Consider the following 16,379-nt stretch of genomic DNA (forward strand, 5'->3'; position numbering starts at 1 on the left):
TACAAAAACCTCCCCACTAATGCTCAATATGATAAAAGTTCAAATGAACTCATATTGCAATAACTCAATTGTAATCAAAAACCGACACATTTATCAACTTTTCATGTTTGAAAATACAACTTTCTCGTATAAGTTTTCCAAACAACGCCGATTCTATTTGCGAAAGGAGAATGCACATGATAAAATCCATTTCTATTCTTTTTCCTATTATAATGTTATTAACGGCGTGTCAAAGCGTTTATAAATCTGAGGATTCATCACCGTTCGCACCAAGAGAGTATTTTAGAGCGATTGAAGTTGAACCACTTGGAGCTGCGCTATTGAAAGAACATACTCCGCGAAGTTCTATAGAAGCTATTCGAAAAACGATGAAAAATGAATCAGCTATTAATGATGTTATTATTCTGTCTCGTGATAACCAAACAGTTGTTGCAATAAAACCTTTTGCTTATAAACGAAGAGATGTTGATTCTCTGCTAACAAAGTACCATGATTTACTACAGGCTGAAGGAGTGGCAGCTGTCTTCCTAACAGAGCCTAATCAATATAGAAGTGCAAAGAAGATGAAGAATGAAAATGAAGTTAGCAGTGAAGAGTGGGAGTCTACTTGGGGAAGTTATTTTGAAGGGGAATAAACAAAAAGCCAACCTGGATAAACAAGGTTGGCAAATGTTAAATTCCAATGAGCGAAACTTGTTTATCAAGTCTACGTCTCTGAATTTCACGTTGAATGAGATGAATGAATTCACTACTAAGTTTAAGTTCCTTTGCCTTATAAAAGGATTCAATCAACAAGTCATCTGATAACTTCTCCATGATTTTGCACCTCCAAAATAAGGTTCTATTCTCCGATTATTCCGCATAATTTGTATGTGGATCTTTTATTTGAAGTTAGCTTACCATGGAACGATTTGTAGAACAACCGTTCCGTTATCCACAGTTATGAGTGGATAATTTGTGGGTATAGTGTTTATATCTTACTTATATACAATAGTTAAATGGCTAAATTGTGTTAATAATGTTATCCACAATTTTTGGGAATGACAATATTTGTCGAAAAATTTTGATTTTATATCGTCTTTTTTTCATTGAATATGTTTGTAAGTTAATAGTTGTGCGTAATGAAAATATTGATACAATAGGGATGTCACTAATACTAGGAGTGTTGCAATTTGCTAAATACGTTTCTGCCAAATGAACATGTGCAAGACATCTTTCAAATTAGTCCGAAGCTACTAAAAGAACGAGGTGTAAAAGGCATCATTACTGACCTTGATAACACACTTGTGGAATGGGATCGCGCAGATGCTACCCCTGAACTATTAAAATGGTTTCAACAAATGAGTGATGAAGATATTCTTGTTACTATCGTTTCGAATAATAATAGGACCAGAGTGGAGAAATTTGCTTCTCCCGTGGAGGTACCCTTTATATATGAAGCTAGGAAGCCAATGACAAAGGCGTTTCGCAAAGCATTGAAAGATATGAAGCTTAGCGCAGAAGAGACAGTTGTCATAGGAGATCAGATTTTCACAGATGTTGTTGGAGGAAATCGAATGGGTCTTCACACAATTCTTGTTGTTCCTGTAGCTAAAACGGATGGGTTTTTCACGAAATTTAACAGAAGAATGGAAAGTGTTTTCCTTGCTTGGATGAAGCGTAAAGGGAAGATAAATTGGGAGGAATAGGTTTGGATAATGAACAAATCATTTGTGCAGGATGTGGCGTACACATTCAAACAGAAGATAAAAACGCACTAGGATATGCACCACCTTCTGCGCTTAAGAGAGATGTGATCATCTGCCAGCGCTGTTTCCGTTTGAAGCATTACAATGAAATTCAAGATGTTTCTTTAACGGATGATGACTTCTTGAAGATCCTTAATGAAATTAGTCAAACAGATGCTCTAATCGTTAAAATTGTTGACATTTTTGACTTTAATGGAAGCTGGTTACCAGGTATTCAACGATTTGCAGGCGGAAATCCTGTATTATTAGTTGGAAACAAGGTTGATCTACTACCTAAATCTGTGAACAAGTCAAAGCTTATCAAATGGATGCAATCGAGTTCCAAAGAAAATGGGTTAAAGCCAGCGGATGTTATGTTAATGAGCGCTGCTAAAGGCGATGGTGTGATGGACGTTGCTGCTGAAATTGATCGTCTGAGAGACGGAAGAGACGTTTATATTATTGGGTGTACGAATGTAGGGAAATCAACATTTGTAAACCGACTAATACAGGAATTTGGCGGCGATGAAGAACAAATGATTACGACTAGCCAATTCCCGGGTACCACGCTTGACTTGATTGATATTCCGCTCGATGATGGGAATACGTTATATGATACTCCCGGGATTATCAATCACCATCAGATGGCTCACTTTGTAAATGCTGAAGAATTAAAGTTAATCAGCCCGAAAAAAGAAATAAAGCCAAAAGTATTCCAATTAAATGAAGGACAGACCCTTTTCTTCGGAGGACTTTCACGTCTTGATTTTGTGGAGGGTGGAAGACAGTCCTTTATTTGTCATGTTTCCAATGATTTATATATTCATCGGACGAAGATGGAGAAAGCTGATGAGCTTTATCGAGAACATCTTGGAGAACTTCTTTATCCTCCTGGCGATCAAACCAAAAAGGAGCTTCCTGCATTAGTTGGACATGAGCTTCGAATAAAGGAAGAAAAAATGGATATCGTCTTTTCAGGACTTGGATGGGTAACAGTATCTGGTAATGGGACGACTGTTAAGGCCTATGCTCCTGAAGGCGTTGGGGTTTCAATCCGAAAATCATTAATTTAGGAGGCAGGTAATGGGAAAACTATATGGACTTATTGGTCATCCTATCGCGCATTCGATGTCACCAATGATGCATAACGGTGAGTTTAAAGAGCTTGGCTTATCACATCATTACCAGGCATTTGATCTTTCACCAGAACAGTTAGAGGATGGCGTCGAGGCAATGAAGATGCTTGATATTCAAGGGTTCAATGTGACCATTCCTCACAAAGTAGCCATTATCCCATTACTCGATGAGGTGGAGCAAGAAGCTCTTGATATTGGTGCTGTCAATACTGTTTACAAGCGTGATGGTAAATATATTGGCACAAACACAGATGGAAAAGGTTACTTACTTTCCTTGTTCACTCTACTAAAAGAAAACAATTTGGAAAATAAAAAAGTACTTGTGATTGGAGCAGGTGGCGCTGCTCGTGCTGTTGCAGTAAGTATCGCTAGGGCTGGTGTGCTTTCATTAACAATAGCAAACCGTACGCTTGAGAAAGCAGAGAATCTCTCGAGCGTTTGCAACACATATACCTCTGCGAATGCAATAACACTTCAAGATGCGGAAGCAGAGCTTCATCACTTTGATGTTATGATTAATACAACCTCTATTGGAATGAGTCCCCATCTAGATCGGATGCCTCTATCTGTAGAAAGGTTGAACGCGGGTACTGTTGTAAGTGACTTAATTTATAATCCGCTTGAAACCAAATGGTTGAAGCTTTCAAAACAAAAAGGTGCTGTAACAGATAATGGCATTTCCATGTTTGTAGAACAGGGAGCACTTGCTTTTGAACAATGGACAGGCGTAACTCCCGATCGACAAAGAATGAGAAATGCGGTTTTAAAAGAGTTAGGAGGATATTCATGTTAACAGGCAAACAAAAACGTTTTTTACGTGCAAAAGCTAATCGTCTTAATCCTATTTTTCAAGTAGGTAAAGGCGGCGTTAATGAAAATATGACAAAGCAAATTGAAGAAGCTTTAGAGGCGAGAGAGCTTATTAAAATAAGCATTCTTCAAAATTGTGAGGAAGATCGTAATAGTGTTGGAGAGCAATTGTCCACTGAAACTGGGGCAGAGCTCGTTCAAATTATCGGTAATATGATTGTGCTTTATAAAGAATCAGAAGAGAATAAAGAAATTATTCTTCCATAATGGCTGAGGAAAAAAGGTTGAGAGTCGGCATACTTGGTGGGACATTTGACCCCCCTCATCTTGGACATTTAACGATTGCACAGGGGGTACTTGAAACATGCAAGCTTGATGAAATATGGTTTATGCCTAGCCATCGCCCTCCTCATAAAAATGGTAAAGATATTACTGATAATCATCAAAGGGTTAAAATGGTGCAACTTGCAATTGAAGGAAATCCTAATTTCAAACTTTCATTAATTGAATTTGAACGTAATGACCGGTCTTATACGGTTGATACAATTGAAATTTTGAAAGAGAATTATCCCACCATCGATTTTTATTTTATAATTGGTGGAGATATGATAGAGGATTTACCAAACTGGCATCGCATTGATGAATTGTCTCATATGATTTCATTTATTGGAGTTAATCGTCCAGGTTATCATCCAGATAAGGAACGATTTAAGGTATCTGTTATTGATGTGCCACAAATCGATATTTCATCAAGTGAATTAAGAAGAAATTTACACGAAAATAAGAGTGGGAGATATTTACTTCCTGAATCCGTCCGAACTTTTATTGAAGAGGAGGGATTATATGAATCGAACTGAAGCGTTAAAGATTGTTAAGCCTCATTTAACAGAGCATCGCTATGTTCATACAATTGGGGTAACGGATACAGCGGTTGAGCTTGCCGAGAAATATGGAGCAGATTCTCAAAGAACTGAAATTGCTGCTGTTTTTCATGATTACGCAAAGTTTCGACCTAAAGATGAAATGCGCCAAATTATACTTGAGCAGTCGCTCAAAGAAGATCTACTCGAGTATTCACCCGAACTTTGGCACGCTCCGGTTGGAGCTTATTTAGTGCGGTGTGAGATAGGCATAGAAGATGAAGAGATACTAAATGCGATTAAATACCATACGTCAGGTCGTCCGAATATGACGTTAATGGAAAAATGTGTATTTATCGCTGATTACATTGAACCAGGCAGGTCATTTCCTGGGGTAGATGAGGTTAGAGAAGTTGTTCAAAAAGATCTTGACCAAGCAATTGCGTTGTCTCTCAGGAATACTGTGCAGTTTTTAATGAAGAAGAATCAGCCCGTTTACCCGGCGACGTTCTTAACGTACAACAGCATTGTGAATTCTTTGAATTCCTGAGAAGAAATGGAGGAAACTAAATGAATGAAAAGCAAATGATTAACCTTGCTGCCAGAGCAGCTGACGATAAAAGAGCAGAAGACATCGTAGCTCTTAATATGAATGGAATCTCCTTAATTGCGGACTACTTTTTAATATGCCACGGGAACTCAGAAAAACAAGTTCAGGCGATTGCTAAAGAAATTAAAGATCAGGCATTAGAACAAGGTATGGATATAAAACGACTAGAAGGTTATGATCAAGCCCGCTGGGTCCTTGTAGACTTAGGGAGCGTTATTGTTCATATCTTCCATAAGGATGAACGTCACTATTATAACCTTGAGAAGCTTTGGGGAGATGCACCGCATTTACCACTTGAGGAAATTCTAGCTTAAGATGCAATCATATGAACGCTTTTCTTATGTTTATGATCGTTTGATGGAAGAAGCTCCCTATGGGGAGTGGGTAGACCTCGTACAAAAGGAAGCTGCTACTGGTAAAGTTCTTGATTTGGGTTCCGGAACTGGCGAATGTTCCATTCAACTTGCTAAAGTTGGTTTTGAAGTGACGGCGGTTGATCTATCTGAGCATATGCTCTCGGTGGCTCAGGACAAAGCGATTCAAGCAAAACTTCCTATCAAGTTTTTACAGCAAGATATGCGTGAGCTTGATACAGGGGAGATGTATGATGTTGCTACAATTTTTTGTGATTCATTAAATTATGTGACTGATCTTGAAGGGGTTCAAAACACTTTAGCGAAAGTATATCAGCACCTGAAACCTGGTGGTGTCTTATTGTTCGATGTCCATTCTCTTTACAAGATCCAGTCTCTTTTTGTAGGCAATACTTTTTCAAGTAGCGAAGATGACATATCCTATATATGGAACAGTTTTGCTGGTGAAGAAGAAGGGGCCGTTGAACATGAACTTAGCTTCTTTGTTGAAAATGAAGAGGGACTATATGAACGATTTGATGAAGTTCATTATCAAAGAACGTTTTCAATTGAGGAATATAAGAAATGGTTAAGTGAAGCTGGTTTTGACACGATTTCGGTGACGGCTGATTTTACTTCACACCCACCAAACCCAACATCTGAACGCTTGTTTTTTAGAGCAGTAAAATAATAAAAAGAGTGATTTCAAACGAAATCACTCTTTTTTAATTTCAATTAAAGGAGTTATTATATTCGTGGCGAATCAAATTACAGACCACTTTATTTCTGCTTCGATTCTTCCTTTACTTGCAGTTTAATACCTTCTCGATCCTCTTCGAATTTTCTATGAGTGCTTTGAATCAAATGATGAAACATCTCTCCCGTTTCTGCTTCGAGAACTTTCAATCCTTCTCCGGTAACGCCTCCTTTTACGGTCACCTTTCGTTGTAAAGTCTCTAAAGAAAAATAATCTTTTTCAAGAAGTTTCCCCATTCCAATAAGCATTTCTGTTGCCAGAATTGTCGCTTGCTCATTTGATATGTTTGTTTCTGATACTGCTCCTTCGATGAATTGTTGAATCAAATAACTTAGAAAAGCTGGCCCGCAACTCACAATATCAGATGAAACTCTTGTGATTTCTTCATCTGTTTCAATTGGGGTAGAGATTTGTGACATTAGATAAAGTAGTTTAACTTTGTTTGCTTCGGAACATCGACTTCCAAACGTAACAAGTGATGCACCACTAAGTGCTCTGTTCGTAATGCTTGGGATAGTTCTAGCTACATCACAACTGACAAAGGATTCGATCTCACTCACCTTTATCGGGCTTGTGATTGATACAATTAAATGTTGCTGTCTTAGATTGGGCTGTATTTTTTTTAACAGCGGGAAATATTCATGAGGTTTCACACAAATAAAGATCATGTCAGATTTTTTTACCACTTCTTCTGCGCTCTTAACGACATGTAATGAAGGGTATTGTTGCTTCAATATCATAGCCTTTTCACTAGAACGATTTACAATTGTGAGATGGGAAGGTATTACGGCGCAAGAATCAATAAAGGAAGACACAAGTATTGTCCCCATATTGCCGGTACCAATGACACCGATTTTCAACGAACTCCCCCTCCTTCCAAACACATTTCTCCTACAACATATGTAAGAAAGTCTCGTTATATGTTAATGACCAACAAACATTCGAAAGGTATGAAAGCGTAATGAACCATCTTAAAGCGTTAAACCCTCGTGAAAAAGTTCTTCTCTGTATTATTTTGCTCACAGTTGGAATTGGTTTGTTTTTTTATTATGATATGCCTCATGGTAAGGAAGAACAGTTTCCATTTGAAGAAGGGGAAGCGGAGGTACACGAGGAAGTAAAAGATGTTTCTCCTTCCTCTTCAGAAAATGGGAGTACAATAGTCCTTGTAGATGTCAAGGGAGCAGTCGAGACACCAGGTGTTTATGAAGTACATGCAAATGGGCGGGTGAAAGATGTTATTCAAAAAGCGGGGGGTTTTCTGAAAGAAGCAGATCAAACTCAGCTGAATCTCGCTGGGAGAGTAGCAGATGAGATGATGATTTACGTTCCGTTATTAGGGGAAACACCAGTGGCGATTAATGGAAATAATGACCCCTCACTGATTTCAATCAATTCCGCTGATCTTACTGAGCTCCAACAACTTCCCGGTATAGGGCCTGCTAAAGCAGAGGCAATTATTCAATATAGAGAAGAAAATGGTTTATTCGGTGCTGTGGAGGATCTGCAGAACATAAGTGGAATAGGAGAAAAAACGTTTGAGAAGTTAAAGGATTTCATCACAGTTCAATGAGTGATTGACGTGGAGGTTTATTTCGATCAAACTAATAGAAGATAAAAACATTGGGGGAAAAACTATGGAACGTATTTCGTGGGATCAGTATTTTATGGCTCAAAGCCATTTGCTTGCTCTTAGAAGCACGTGTACTCGTTTAACTGTTGGCGCAACAATTGTAAGAGACAAACGGATGATTGCTGGAGGGTACAATGGATCTGTTTCTGGCGGCGTCCATTGTATTGACGAAGGATGTTATGTCATCGATAACCACTGTGTTCGAACCATTCATGCCGAGATGAATGCCATTATCCAATGTGCTAAATTTGGTGTGCAAACTACCGGAGCTGAAATATACGTCACTCATTTCCCATGTATTAATTGTTGTAAAGCGATTATTCAAGCGGGAATTAAAACGGTCATTTATGCTGAAGATTATAAAAATCATCCATATGCTATAGAGTTATTTGAAGATGCCGGTGTTGTTGTTAGACAAGTAGAACTTGAAGAAATGATTCTTGATACGAATAGTCAAGAAAAACTTGATTTAACTGCTGATTTATTAGACAAGCTATCGGCTGCAGGTGTTGATGCAACCGAAGTAAAGCCTTTATATGAGAAAGCTTCCAAGCTATACGGCATGTAATGAAAGGGAATTTATGGGTGTTGGCTCTTTCTGCACTACTTGGCGTATTCAGTGTTGATTCCCTCTATGCCGTTTGTTTTGGAATGATTTTGTTGCTTTGGTTATGGAAGGATAAGAATAGGCTAATGGTATTTGTTAGCCTTACCTTCCTGCTGTTTTTTAGTTATACTGCTTTTGTAAATGGTACTAATTTCACTTCATTAAAAGAAGGAGAAGTAGCTTTAAACGGAAAAATCACCTCGCTTCCCCAAATCGAAGGAGATTCTCTTTCTTTCGAAATAAAAACGGTCTCGGAAAATTTAAAGGTGCAGTATTACATCGCGACAGAAAAAGAAAAGAATGAATTGAAACTTTTACAAGTTGGACACACCTGTTCACTGACAGGATCACTTAAGCCCCCATCGCATTTAAGAGTTCCTTCCCTTTTTGACTACGAACGTTACCTCTATCATAAGAAAATTCACTGGATTTATGTGCTGAATGACAAACCCTCATGTGAGTCATTATCCGAATCGTTTATTATTAAAATTCAACAATACCGTCAACATGTTATGACTGATATTGCATTAACTTATCCTAGTCAGATTCAAGGGATTGCAGCTTCTTTATTGGTCGGAGATCGCAGTTTATTACCGACAGACGTTATTGAAGCGTATCAAGAATTGGGCCTTAGTCATGTACTTGCTGTATCTGGTTTGCACGTAAGTGTCATAGGAGGACTTATTTTTTGGATCGTGATACGAATAGGTGTGACAAGAGAGAAAGCGTATAGTACACTATTCCTTTTTTATCCTTTTTATCTGATCTTTACAGGGGGAGCGCCGTCGGTAGTAAGAGCCTCACTAATGGCTATGGCAGTTGTTCTTAGTTTGCGATATCAGTTAAAGATAAACCCTCTTGATGGAATTGCAGTAGCCTGTTTAATAACGCTGTTAGTCAATCCTTACTATGCATATCATATTGGGTTTCAGCTTTCTTTTCTTATTGCATTTGCTTTAATCGTTTCCTCTCAAACAATTTTATTGCGTTACCAACATCCGTTCACCAAACTTCTTGCTTTATCCATTCTCGCTCAAGTCATTTCTTTTCCGCTTGTCATTTATCACTTTTATCAAATTTCTTTCCTTAGTTTAGGGTTAAACCTCATTTACGTTCCGTTTATTTCAATCATCGTATTACCAACGCTGTTACTTCTTTTCCTATTAAATCATCTTTCCCTTACATTCCTTTTTACACCTGTGTCTGAACTACTCGCTACGGTAATCACGTTTATTCACCAGTTTTTTTTGTTTCTTTCAGAATTAAATATGAATGTGGTTATTGGAGCGATGTCAGAAGGAGGACTCATTCTTTCTTTAGCCATTTGTTATTCTGTAGCACTCTTATGGGAGCGTGGAGAGATTATGAAAGCGGGTTTCATCTGGTTGCTCTATTGTGGGATTCTATATATTGTTCCCTATTTAAGTCCATCCGGAGAAATTTCGTTCATTGATGTAGGTCAAGGAGATAGCATCGTGATCACGCTCCCTTTCAAACAACAGGTTATCTTAATTGATACAGGGGGGAAGCCAGGTTTTGGTGAAGATGAAAAGTGGCGAGAAAAAGATTCCATTTTTGATACTGGGCGTGATATTGTTCTTCCGTATTTAAAATCGAAAGGCATTCGTGAGGTGGATTTGTTAATTCTTACTCATGGTGATTTTGATCACGCAGGTGGAGCGGCTGAAGTTTTAGAAGGAATACCTATCAAAAAAATATTACTTGATCAAAGTAAAGAACAGACAGAAATCGAAATGAATTTACTACAAACTGCAAGAGAGAAAAAGATACCTGTTACAAACGCAAAAGAGGGACAATCATGGAGCGTTGGGGAAGCGCAGTTTACCATTATTCAAGCATTACAAACGGAGGAGGAGAACGACGGGAGTATCATTATGCAAGCAAATGTTGGTGGGTACAGGTGGCTATTTACAGGTGATCTTGAAGAGGAAGGAGAACGTCAGCTCCTTTATAAGAAATCTCTTTCTCAAATTGATGTGCTAAAAGTAGGGCATCATGGAAGCGCCACTTCTAGTTCGAAAGAGTTTCTAGAAACAATCTCCCCTATGTTAGCTGTCATTTCAGTGGGAGAAAATAATCGCTACGGGCACCCTAATGAAGAAGTAGTAAATCGGTATAAAGAACTCGGTATTTCCATTCTTAGAACAGACGTCTATGGTACAATTCGATACACTTATAAATGGAATGATACTGGGAAATGGTCCGTTATGCTAAATGGAAAATAGACTGCCTAGAAGGCAGTCTATTTAGCCAAGAGCTTTAATAATTACAGCCGTGAAGAAAATGATGGAAAAGAATAAAAATGGAACTGCAAAGCCGACAGCTGACTGAACAGCGTCGTTATCCTTAGCTTGAACATCTTTTTCGAACTCGTTCATTTGCCTTCCCTCCTGCTTTCCCCTTAGTATTCATTGTTCACTACTTAAGTAGTCGTTATGTAGGGGATTTCCTAAAAAGGTACATTTCAAACAATATTGTATCATGGATTCCACTTTATGTCTTTACTCTTCAACAACTGATGGGGTTTCATCAGAAGGAAATTATGCGAAAGAATCAATCCCTTTCCTGTAAAGAGTTGTCACCCATACTTTAAGTTTGCATAGGATATCCTATCTACTACAAACCGAACATCGTTGCTTCGTAAGAGTCCTAGGCCTTACGAAGGAGCGTTTACTATAAATGGGAGGCTGGTTATAGCAGCCGGCTTCCCTTTTCTACTTGCCAACATCGTTTTGACGGATTAGGATAGAAATGGACGAATGAAAACGAGGTGTACATAGATGTCCATTTCAGACTTAAAGAAGAAAATTAAACAGGACAAGTTAGACTCCCTTTACCTGTTAACAGGAACTGAAGCATTTTTGATTGATGAATTGCAAAAAATGATTATTGATTATGCACTGCCAGAAGAAGAAAGGGAATTCGGACTAGCTTTTTATGATTTGAACGAAACTCCAGTACAGGCAGCAGTAGAAGATGCTGAGACTCTGCCCTTTCTAGGAGAAAAACGCGTCATTATATTAAAGAACCCGTTGTTTCTAACAGGAGCAAAGGATAAGAGCAAAGTTGAGCATGATCTTGATTCACTTCAGCGATATGCTGAAAACCCATCACCTTTTACGATACTTATTATTGAAGCTCCTTATGAAAAGTTAGATGAGCGTAAAAAATTGGTGAAAACAATTAAGAAAGCAGGAGCTTATGTAAAAGCAGAAGCATTACAAGAAAGTCATCTTGGGGACTGGCTTCAGCAACGCGCAAAGGCGCATGGTGTTAGCCTTGATCAGGAGGGTGAAGAGAGGCTTGTCCAATTAACAGGTAGTCATTTAATGTTATTGCAACAGGAAATTGATAAAATGGCGCTCTACGTGGGTGAAGGTGGCATTGTGAATGCAGAGGTTGTTGACCTGCTTGTCGCAAGAACTTTGGAAAATGATATTTTTGCCCTCATCGATCGTATCGTCAGAAAAGACTTAAATAAAGCTTTCCGTATTCTATATGATTTACTAAAAATTAACGAAGAACCCATTAAAATTCTTTCCTTAATTGGTAGACAATTCCGTATCATATATCAGGTTAGTGAACTTTCGAAAAGAGGATATGGACAAAAGCAAATGGCTTCTACGCTTAAGTTGCATCCGTATGCTGTGAAAATTGCCCAACAACAAAGTCGCAGTTTTGAGGAAGAAAAATTACGCTATATTCTAGATCAAATTGCAGAATCCGATTATGAAATGAAAACAGGTAAAATGGATAAAAAGCTAATTCTTGAATTGTTAGTTACGAAAATTAAGAATGCATAAAAAAGCTGTTGGGGGATCCCAACAGCTTTTAACGTTATAAAGGAATTACGCAGAAATCTCGTTGTACATTTTAGTAAGACGAGACTTTTTACGTGCTACTGTGTTTTTATGAATGATTCCTTTGTCAGCAGCTTTGTCGATGCGCTTAGAAGCTTGGCTAAGAGCTGACTTTGCAGCTTCAACGTCTTTAGCTTCTACTTTCGCTTCAAAATTCTTGATTGCAGAACGCATTTCAGATTTAAAAGCGACGTTATTAGCGCGACGATCTGATGAAGTTTTCACGCGTTTTACCGCAGATTTAATGTTTGGCATACCTTTCACCTCCTTGCAAGGCTTAACAATTCCATGTCATATCCGTGCATAGAACAAGAAACATTCTATCAAATAGGACAGGGAATTGCAATAGAGAATGAAAACCTTATTTCAGGGATACGCTAACAGGTAACAGATAGTACAAGAGGTGATCTGATGGGAAACGTTGAACTTGAAAAATATCAAGTAAGAACTGATCTTGCAGTAGAAGCGCAGGAAATGGTGAAAGAAAAAAAAGCGAAGAACATGAAGGAAGAGCAACCTGAAGGATTAAAGGGAGTTATTGTGAAAGAAAGAAATGAACAGGGTGTAAGTATTACAACGGTAGATGTCACAAAAGAAGGCGAGAAAGAAATTGGCAAAAAAGCCGGACACTATCTAACCTTTGAGGTTCAGGGAATTAGAAAAAAAGATTCAGCCCTCCAACAGACCGTTCAAGATGTTTTCGCTCATGAATTCGCTGCATTTTTGAAACAACAGAATATCACAAAAGAAGCGAGTTGTTTAATTGTAGGACTCGGAAACTGGAATGTTACTCCTGATTCACTAGGCCCTCTCGTTGTTTCGAACTTGCTTATAACAAACCATTTATTCGAGCTGCAACCTGAAACGGTTTCAGAAGGGTTTCGACCGGTAAGTGCTATTACGCCTGGTGTAATGGGGATTACTGGAATTGAGACGAGTGATATTATTCATGGTGTTATTGAAAAAGCGAAACCAGATTTCGTCATTGCAATCGATGCACTTGCATCACGTTCAATCGAACGTGTTAACACTACCATTCAAATATCCGACACCGGTATCCACCCTGGGTCTGGAGTGGGAAATAAACGAAAAGAGTTAAGCTTTGATACACTGGGCATTCCTGTTATCGCCATTGGTATTCCGACTGTTGTAGACGCGGTTTCGATCACGAGTGACACAATCGATTTTATCTTAAAGCATTTCGGAAGAGAGTTAAAAGAAAAGGGTAAGCCATCAAAATCTCTTGCGCCAGCAGGCATGACATTTGGCGAGAGAAAAACGTATACAGAAGAAGATTTACCGGATGAAGGGAAAAGACAGACCTTCCTTGGGATGGTTGGTACGCTTGAAGATGAAGAAAAGCGAAACTTAATTCGTGAAGTTCTTGCTCCAATGGGGCATAACTTAATGGTTACTCCAAAAGAAGTGGATGTTTTTATAGAGGATATGGCGAATGTGATTTCTGGAGGGCTAAATAGTTGCTTGCATGGAGAGGTTGATCAACAGAATAGTGGCATGTATACACATTAGGCATATGAATTATTTTTAGGCATACGTATAAGAGGGACAGGCTTAATCAGGAAGGAGCCGGAGAGATGGCGACATTTTTTCTGAAAACTTTTCTTCTTGTTTCATTGCTTTTATTCGGAGTACTTCTAGGAATGGAGCAAGCTTCTAAAAATATGAACAGCATGCAAGCAAGTGAAAATACAGGTGCTTTTCAAATTAATACTTCGAACGGTGTAGAGGCTGAAATCCTAGGAACTTCTATTACACCTCATGATTTACAAAGTAAGCAAAAAACAATTGAAGATGCGAACGAATTTAATGTACTAGGACAATTAGGTAGCACTTTGAGCAACTGGCTATCATCGCTTATTCAAGCAATTTTAGCATTTGTGCTTACGGTAATTACAACTTTATTATCATTTTTTCAAAGGTAATAGGGCGCGGTTGTGCCCTTTTTTTGGTTTGCTATACCTTTAATACCTTAATGAAATAAGATAGGGGGAAGTTGGACTTCGAAGATATAGGCGGATTGCGGATTGAATCTAGACAGCGGTATTGCTATAATCTATACTAGCGTAGTTTCGCCTTAGGAGTGATTAGTAGATGAACCTTGAAGAAAAATTGAAAAGACAGTCCAGGATTCGAAATTTTTCCATTATCGCACATATTGATCATGGGAAATCGACTCTTGCCGACCGTATTTTAGAACGGACAGGTGCGTTAACTGACCGTGAAATGAAAGATCAGACGCTTGATGCGATGGATCTTGAACGTGAACGAGGCATTACGATTAAACTGAATTCTGTTCAGCTTACTTATACAGCGAAAGATGGAGAAGAATACATTTTTCATTTAATCGATACACCCGGTCATGTCGACTTCTCTTATGAAGTATCTAGAAGCCTTGCAGCCTGTGAAGGAGCACTGTTAATTGTCGACGCAGCACAGGGGATTGAAGCCCAGACGTTAGCAAACGTATATCTGGCACTCGATAATGATCTAGAAATCCTTCCAGTTATCAATAAAATTGATTTGCCGAGTGCAGAGCCTGAACGAGTGCGTCAAGAAGTAGAAGATGTTATCGGTTTGGACGCTTCTGAAGCTGTACTCGCTTCTGCTAAGTCTGGAATTGGTATCGAAGACATTTTAGAACAAATTGTAGAAAAAGTGCCAGCGCCACAGGGAGATCCTGAAGGTCCGTTACAAGCCCTTATCTTTGACTCACTCTATGACCCGTATAGAGGGGTCGTTGCATATATTCGAATTACTGAAGGGTCTGTAAAAGTCGGAGATAAAATCCGCATGATGGCTACAGGAAAAGAGTTTGAAGTGAATGAGCTAGGTGTATTTAATCCGAAGCCAGTTGCTAAAAAGGAACTTTCTGTTGGTGATGTAGGATTCCTTACTGCTGCCATTAAAAATGTGGGCGACTCTCGTGTAGGTGATACGATTACATCAGTGAAAAATCCAGCTGCAAACCCACTTCCCGGATATCGCCGAATGAATCCGATGGTGTATTGTGGTTTGTATCCAGTAGATTCGGCACAGTACAATGACCTTCGTGAAGCACTTGAACGCCTGGAGCTTAATGACTCTTCCCTTCAGTATGAAGCAGAAACCTCACAGGCATTAGGTTTTGGTTTCCGCTGTGGTTTTCTTGGACTTCTTCATATGGAGATTGTTCAGGAGCGAATTGAAAGAGAGTTTAACATTGATCTCATTACGACAGCGCCAAGTGTTATTTACCAGGTGAAACTGACTGATGGGGAAGAAATTATTATCGATAACCCTGCTATGATGCCAGATGCACAATCCATCGCTGAGGTACAAGAGCCTTATGTAAAAGCAACGATTATGGCACCTAACGACTATGTTGGAGCGATTATGGAATTGTGTCAGGGCAAACGCGGTGACTTCATTGACATGCAGTATATGGATGAAAGTCGTGTCAATATCGTTTATCATATTCCTCTTTCTGAAATCGTATATGATTTCTTCGATCAATTGAAGTCAAGCACGAAAGGATATGCTTCCTTTGACTATGAATTGATTGGTTACCGAGCATCGAACCTAGTGAAAATGGATATTCTTTTGAACGCTGAAAAGATTGATGCACTTTCTATAATTGTTCACAGAGACTTTGCTTATGATCGCGGGAAAGACATTACAGAAACTTTGAAAGATCTTATTCCAAGACAGCAATTTGAAGTGCCGATCCAAGCTTCTATCGGGCAAAAGATTGTTGCGCGATCAACCATTAAAGCGATGCGTAAAAACGTACTTGCAAAGTGTTACGGTGGCGATATTTCACGTAAACGTAAGCTTCTTGAGAAACAAAAAGAAGGTAAAAAACGAATGAAAACGGTAGGAAAAGTCGAAGTGCCACAGGAAGCATTTATGGCTGTTCTTCGCCAGGATAATACAAAGAATAATTAAGGTGCTTTAGTTGAAGTACTGAGTTGATTTTTATACTATGTAGGTTAGAAGACCGCAGAG

At 38.7% G+C, this 16,379-nt stretch carries 20 protein-coding genes; 16 read left to right on the forward strand and 4 right to left on the reverse strand.

Annotation, left to right across the window (positions count from 1 at the left end; all coding sequences use genetic code 11):
• Positions 1–176: 176 nt before the first annotated feature.
• On the forward strand, positions 177–635 hold the full coding sequence (locus tag LC090_RS07320) for a hypothetical protein (protein ID WP_226656771.1): 459 nt from the start codon (positions 177–179) through the stop codon (positions 633–635).
• Between the two features lie 37 nt (positions 636–672).
• Here the strand turns inward: LC090_RS07320 and LC090_RS07325 are convergent, their stop codons facing one another.
• On the reverse strand, positions 673–816 hold the full coding sequence (locus LC090_RS07325) for a sporulation histidine kinase inhibitor Sda (RefSeq protein WP_226656773.1): 144 nt from the start codon (positions 814–816) through the stop codon (positions 673–675).
• Between the two features lie 356 nt (positions 817–1,172).
• On the opposite strand from LC090_RS07325, the gene LC090_RS07330 reads away from it, so the two are divergent.
• Genes LC090_RS07330 through LC090_RS07365 form a run of 8 tightly spaced genes read left to right on the forward strand, consistent with a single transcriptional unit; the run spans position 1,173 to position 6,187 of the window.
• Positions 1,173–1,688 (forward strand): YqeG family HAD IIIA-type phosphatase, encoded by a 516-nt coding sequence (locus LC090_RS07330; RefSeq protein ID WP_226656775.1) that lies wholly within the window; start codon positions 1,173–1,175, stop codon positions 1,686–1,688.
• A 2-nt stretch (positions 1,689–1,690) separates the two neighbouring features.
• The gene (gene yqeH, locus LC090_RS07335; RefSeq protein ID WP_226656777.1) at positions 1,691–2,800 is read left to right on the forward strand and encodes a ribosome biogenesis GTPase YqeH; all 1,110 of its coding nucleotides are present in this window, start codon (positions 1,691–1,693) and stop codon (positions 2,798–2,800) included.
• Between the two features lie 10 nt (positions 2,801–2,810).
• The gene (gene aroE, locus LC090_RS07340; protein WP_226656779.1) at positions 2,811–3,656 is read left to right on the forward strand and encodes a shikimate dehydrogenase; all 846 of its coding nucleotides are present in this window, start codon (positions 2,811–2,813) and stop codon (positions 3,654–3,656) included.
• Complete coding sequence (gene yhbY / locus LC090_RS07345) at positions 3,650–3,940, forward strand: ribosome assembly RNA-binding protein YhbY (protein ID WP_226656781.1); 291 nt, start codon at positions 3,650–3,652, stop codon at positions 3,938–3,940. The genes aroE and yhbY overlap by 7 nt, the downstream gene beginning before the upstream one ends.
• A 17-nt stretch (positions 3,941–3,957) precedes the next feature.
• Positions 3,958–4,530: a nicotinate-nucleotide adenylyltransferase gene (locus LC090_RS07350; RefSeq protein WP_425590634.1), complete on the forward strand. Its 573-nt coding sequence runs from the start codon at positions 3,958–3,960 to the stop codon at positions 4,528–4,530.
• Entirely contained in the window at positions 4,517–5,083 is a 567-nt protein-coding gene (yqeK, locus tag LC090_RS07355) for a bis(5'-nucleosyl)-tetraphosphatase (symmetrical) YqeK (protein WP_226656786.1), read from the forward strand. Before LC090_RS07350 ends, yqeK begins: the two co-directional genes overlap by 14 nt.
• Before the next feature lie 20 nt (positions 5,084–5,103).
• Positions 5,104–5,457: a ribosome silencing factor gene (gene rsfS / locus LC090_RS07360; protein ID WP_226656788.1), complete on the forward strand. Its 354-nt coding sequence runs from the start codon at positions 5,104–5,106 to the stop codon at positions 5,455–5,457.
• 1 nt (position 5,458) lies between these two features.
• Complete coding sequence (locus LC090_RS07365) at positions 5,459–6,187, forward strand: class I SAM-dependent DNA methyltransferase (protein WP_226656791.1); 729 nt, start codon at positions 5,459–5,461, stop codon at positions 6,185–6,187.
• An 89-nt stretch (positions 6,188–6,276) separates the two neighbouring features.
• On the opposite strand, the gene comER is transcribed toward LC090_RS07365, so the two are convergent.
• Positions 6,277–7,113, reverse strand: coding sequence for a late competence protein ComER (comER, locus tag LC090_RS07370; RefSeq protein WP_226656793.1), 837 nt, complete (start codon positions 7,111–7,113; stop codon positions 6,277–6,279).
• A gap of 101 nt (positions 7,114–7,214) precedes the next feature.
• Here comER and LC090_RS07375 point away from each other — a divergent pair, with 101 nt between their 5' ends.
• The 3 genes from LC090_RS07375 to LC090_RS07385 all read left to right on the forward strand — a co-directional run bounded on the left by LC090_RS07375 (position 7,215) and on the right by LC090_RS07385 (position 10,739).
• The gene (locus tag LC090_RS07375) at positions 7,215–7,826 is read left to right on the forward strand and encodes a helix-hairpin-helix domain-containing protein (RefSeq protein WP_226656795.1); all 612 of its coding nucleotides are present in this window, start codon (positions 7,215–7,217) and stop codon (positions 7,824–7,826) included.
• 64 nt (positions 7,827–7,890) lie between these two features.
• Positions 7,891–8,454 (forward strand): ComE operon protein 2, encoded by a 564-nt coding sequence (locus LC090_RS07380; protein ID WP_226656797.1) that lies wholly within the window; start codon positions 7,891–7,893, stop codon positions 8,452–8,454.
• Positions 8,455–8,471: 17 nt separating this feature from the next.
• Positions 8,472–10,739: a DNA internalization-related competence protein ComEC/Rec2 gene (locus LC090_RS07385; protein WP_226656799.1), complete on the forward strand. Its 2,268-nt coding sequence runs from the start codon at positions 8,472–8,474 to the stop codon at positions 10,737–10,739.
• A gap of 21 nt (positions 10,740–10,760) precedes the next feature.
• On the opposite strand, the gene LC090_RS07390 is transcribed toward LC090_RS07385, so the two are convergent.
• Complete coding sequence (locus tag LC090_RS07390; protein WP_224593611.1) at positions 10,761–10,892, reverse strand: YqzM family protein; 132 nt, start codon at positions 10,890–10,892, stop codon at positions 10,761–10,763.
• Between the two features lie 402 nt (positions 10,893–11,294).
• Between LC090_RS07390 and holA the strand changes: the two genes are divergently transcribed.
• Entirely contained in the window at positions 11,295–12,317 is a 1,023-nt protein-coding gene (gene holA, locus LC090_RS07395) for a DNA polymerase III subunit delta (protein WP_226656802.1), read from the forward strand.
• Between the two features lie 45 nt (positions 12,318–12,362).
• Here the strand turns inward: holA and rpsT are convergent, their stop codons facing one another.
• The gene (gene rpsT / locus LC090_RS07400) at positions 12,363–12,629 is read right to left on the reverse strand and encodes a 30S ribosomal protein S20 (RefSeq protein WP_224593615.1); all 267 of its coding nucleotides are present in this window, start codon (positions 12,627–12,629) and stop codon (positions 12,363–12,365) included.
• 156 nt (positions 12,630–12,785) lie between these two features.
• On the opposite strand from rpsT, the gene gpr reads away from it, so the two are divergent.
• The 3 genes from gpr to lepA all read left to right on the forward strand — a co-directional run bounded on the left by gpr (position 12,786) and on the right by lepA (position 16,319).
• Positions 12,786–13,904 carry a GPR endopeptidase gene (gene gpr / locus LC090_RS07405; protein WP_425590635.1) on the forward strand — a complete coding sequence of 373 codons (1,119 nt, stop codon included), beginning with the start codon at positions 12,786–12,788 and terminating at the stop codon, positions 13,902–13,904.
• 65 nt (positions 13,905–13,969) lie between these two features.
• Positions 13,970–14,317, forward strand: a complete 348-nt coding sequence (locus LC090_RS07410; protein ID WP_226656804.1) for a DUF3679 domain-containing protein — start codon at positions 13,970–13,972, stop codon at positions 14,315–14,317.
• A gap of 169 nt (positions 14,318–14,486) precedes the next feature.
• Positions 14,487–16,319 (forward strand): translation elongation factor 4, encoded by a 1,833-nt coding sequence (gene lepA / locus LC090_RS07415; RefSeq protein WP_226656807.1) that lies wholly within the window; start codon positions 14,487–14,489, stop codon positions 16,317–16,319.
• Positions 16,320–16,379 lie beyond the last annotated feature (60 nt).

It is taken from the genome of Guptibacillus hwajinpoensis, from assembly GCF_020524165.1.
Lineage (GTDB): Bacteria > Bacillota > Bacilli > Bacillales > Guptibacillaceae > Guptibacillus > Guptibacillus hwajinpoensis_D.

Excerpts from the sequence above, each read along its gene's own strand:
- LC090_RS07320 (WP_226656771.1), top strand. The coding sequence starts at position 177 with ATGATAAAATCCATTTCTATTCTTTTTCCTATTATAATGTTATTAACG.
- rsfS (WP_226656788.1), top strand. The coding sequence starts at position 5,104 with ATGAATGAAAAGCAAATGATTAACCTTGCTGCCAGAGCAGCTGACGAT.
- aroE (WP_226656779.1), top strand. The coding sequence starts at position 2,811 with ATGGGAAAACTATATGGACTTATTGGTCATCCTATCGCGCATTCGATG.
- LC090_RS07380 (WP_226656797.1), top strand. The coding sequence starts at position 7,891 with ATGGAACGTATTTCGTGGGATCAGTATTTTATGGCTCAAAGCCATTTG.
- LC090_RS07410 (WP_226656804.1), top strand. The coding sequence starts at position 13,970 with ATGGCGACATTTTTTCTGAAAACTTTTCTTCTTGTTTCATTGCTTTTA.
- lepA (WP_226656807.1), top strand. The coding sequence starts at position 14,487 with ATGAACCTTGAAGAAAAATTGAAAAGACAGTCCAGGATTCGAAATTTT.
- LC090_RS07390 (WP_224593611.1), bottom strand. The coding sequence starts at position 10,892 with ATGAACGAGTTCGAAAAAGATGTTCAAGCTAAGGATAACGACGCTGTT.
- gpr (WP_425590635.1), top strand. The coding sequence starts at position 12,786 with ATGGGAAACGTTGAACTTGAAAAATATCAAGTAAGAACTGATCTTGCA.
- LC090_RS07375 (WP_226656795.1), top strand. The coding sequence starts at position 7,215 with ATGAACCATCTTAAAGCGTTAAACCCTCGTGAAAAAGTTCTTCTCTGT.
- holA (WP_226656802.1), top strand. The coding sequence starts at position 11,295 with ATGTCCATTTCAGACTTAAAGAAGAAAATTAAACAGGACAAGTTAGAC.
- LC090_RS07325 (WP_226656773.1), bottom strand. The coding sequence starts at position 816 with ATGGAGAAGTTATCAGATGACTTGTTGATTGAATCCTTTTATAAGGCA.
- yqeK (WP_226656786.1), top strand. The coding sequence starts at position 4,517 with ATGAATCGAACTGAAGCGTTAAAGATTGTTAAGCCTCATTTAACAGAG.
- LC090_RS07365 (WP_226656791.1), top strand. The coding sequence starts at position 5,459 with ATGCAATCATATGAACGCTTTTCTTATGTTTATGATCGTTTGATGGAA.
- yhbY (WP_226656781.1), top strand. The coding sequence starts at position 3,650 with ATGTTAACAGGCAAACAAAAACGTTTTTTACGTGCAAAAGCTAATCGT.
- rpsT (WP_224593615.1), bottom strand. The coding sequence starts at position 12,629 with ATGCCAAACATTAAATCTGCGGTAAAACGCGTGAAAACTTCATCAGAT.